The following is a 2,358-nucleotide window of genomic DNA, read 5'->3' as shown; positions in this document are numbered from 1 at the left end:
CGTCCAATGCCAGACCTCCATGGCCGTCAGGGTGATCCAGGCATAAAGCGGTCTGGCCGTATGATCGAAGGGCACATCGAGAATATTCAGGCTGTTGATCCCCTTACCGAACAAGCCGATATCCGGCCGGGTGAAGATGATCCAGATCGTGCCGATCACATTCCAGGGGATCAGCAGCGGAACAGCCAGAATGACCAGGCTGGCCGAGACGCCCCAACCCTTTTTGGGCATGGTCAACGCAATGAGAATGCCCAAGGGTATTTCGATGAGCAGGACCAAACCTGAGAATAAAAATTGACGCCATAAGGCATCGTGGAGCCGATAGTCGGTCAACATCTCCTTGAACCATTCGGTTCCCACAAAGACGGCATTGCCCGGGCCGAAGATATCCTGGAGCGAGTAGTTGACCACCGTCATCAGCGGTATAATGGCGCTGAAGGCCACGATAACAAATACCGGCAAAACGAGGTACCAGGCCCTGTTATCTTCCCATTTTTCCATTGGCAGGCTCCGTTTCTGTTCGACTGAAGGCCAATTCCATTACGGGGTGGTACGCGCCGCTAGGTGCGAGGCGCTTACCCATGCCGGCCTTTGCTGTTCGCAGCCTTCAGATCCATCACCTTTAAGATCAGATTCAGACAATCATTCGCTCATCGGCAAAGAGCCGGGTCCATTGGGGCGGAAACCGAAGCCAGGCTTTTTCACCGGGTGCCGGTTGTTCTTCAGGAACTCTAGCACGAACGATCTGGCCCTCGAGCGACATCGTGACAATCTTGCAATTGCCTTGATCTTCCACCGATTTGACTGCGACCGCGATTCCGGCATCCACTGCGTTGGCGTGCACTTCCAGATGCATGGGGCGGATACCCAGCTCCAACTTTCCTTTGGCGCCGCCGGCCGACCCGGCCAGCGTATGATCCAGGGGAATGGCGACCCCGTTGACATAGGCCAGGCCGCCTTCCACCTTGCATTCGAGAAAATTCATGCCCGGACTGCCGATGAAATAGCCGACAAATTTATGTTTCGGTTTTTCGTAAAGTTCTTCGGGCGTGCCGACCTGAACGACTTCGCCTTCATACATCACGACAATGTTGTCGGCAAAAGTCATGGCCTCGACCTGGTCATGGGTAACATAGATCATGGTCGTACCGGCTCGCTCATGAATTTCCTTAAGCTTGCGCCTCAGCTGCCATTTCAAATGAGGATCGATGACCGTCAGGGGTTCGTCGAACAAGATAGCGGCGACGTCGCTGCGTACCAAACCCCGTCCCAGGGAAATCTTCTGTTTGGCATCGGCGGTCAGGCCGGCTGCTTTTTTATTCAATACGGTCGAAAGATCCAGCATGTCGGCCACCTCTTTGACCCGGCGGCGGATTTGGTCGGCGGGGACACCCCGGTTGCGCAGCGGAAAAGCCAGATTCTCGGCGACGGTCATTGTGTCGTATAGCACAGGGAATTGAAATACCTGAGCGATGTTTCGTTTTTCCGGCGGCAGACTGGTCACGTCGGATTCATCGTACAGCACGCGCCCTTGACTGGGTACGAGCAGGCCCGAGATAATATTGAGCATGGTGGTTTTACCGCATCCCGAAGGCCCTAAAAGGGCGTAAGCACCGCCGTCTTCCCAGGTCATGTGAATCCGCTTGAGGGCATACTCCTCGAAGGTCTGGATTTTGGGAAGATAGCTGTGGGCGACTTCCTGCATGCGGATGCACGCCATGGCTTAGGCTCCAGATTCCCCTCATGCGGGGAAGCTTTTGAGATTAAAGAGAAATTAGTGTCTCGGCAAAACGCCCTAACAGGTCCGATCCGGTGAGGCCGCCAGCCGGCCCTGTTTGTTGTAGACGAAAAAGTGGCAGGGATTGACGTAAAGCGTAATCTCCCGCCCGATTTTCAATTGGTGCACTCCTTCGTCCTGTACCACCAGCTTTTGGCCCTCGTATTCCACGTGGATAAAGGTTTCGGAGCCGTTGATTTCACTCAGTTCCACCACGGTCCTGATCTGGATATCAGAATCGGTCGACGCCTTGAGGAAAAGATGGTTGCAGCGGACACCGAAAGTGTAATTTCCCTCGGCAAGCCCGGCCAGATGCCCCTTGAGCGGCAATTGAATCTGCTCCCCGAGCCAGGCCCGGTTTTGTAACACTTTGCCGACGACAAAGTTGATCGGTGGATCGGAAAATATTTCCGCCACGTGCGCGGTGTCCGGATGCCGGTAGACTTCGGCCGTCGGCCCGGCCTGCAGAATATGTCCTTCATGCATGACCACAATATTGCCGCCCAGCATCAATGCTTCGGTCGGCTCCGTGGTCGTATAGACGACGATGGCCTCACGCTGCTTAAAAATATCCTGCAGCT

3 protein-coding genes are annotated in these 2,358 nt (G+C 54.9%); all 3 read right to left on the bottom strand.

Going from position 1 to position 2,358, the window contains the following annotated elements; all coding sequences use genetic code 11:
- The coding region (locus tag WBM60_RS17000; protein ID WP_424283386.1) for a carbohydrate ABC transporter permease at positions 1-501 on the bottom strand (501 nt) is incomplete at its 3' end.
- A 133-nt stretch (positions 502-634) separates the two neighbouring features.
- The gene (locus tag WBM60_RS16995) at positions 635-1,720 is read right to left on the bottom strand and encodes an ABC transporter ATP-binding protein (protein ID WP_424283385.1); all 1,086 of its coding nucleotides are present in this window, start codon (positions 1,718-1,720) and stop codon (positions 635-637) included.
- Positions 1,721-1,795: 75 nt separating this feature from the next.
- Positions 1,796-2,358, bottom strand: a 563-nt coding sequence (locus WBM60_RS16990; RefSeq protein ID WP_424283384.1) for a TOBE domain-containing protein, incomplete at its 5' end; no start/stop codon positions are given.

Source organism: Eudoraea sp., assembly GCF_049669105.1.
In the GTDB taxonomy this organism is placed as follows: Bacteria; Bacteroidota; Bacteroidia; order Flavobacteriales; family Flavobacteriaceae; genus Eudoraea.
The sequence above is the reverse complement of the archived record's forward strand: the minus strand, read 5'-3'. Positions and strand labels throughout refer to the sequence as shown.

What these genes read in the sequence shown, in the direction of transcription:
- WBM60_RS16995 (WP_424283385.1), bottom strand. Translation starts at nt 1,720, where the DNA reads ATGGCGTGCATCCGCATGCAGGAAGTCGCCCACAGCTATCTTCCCAAA.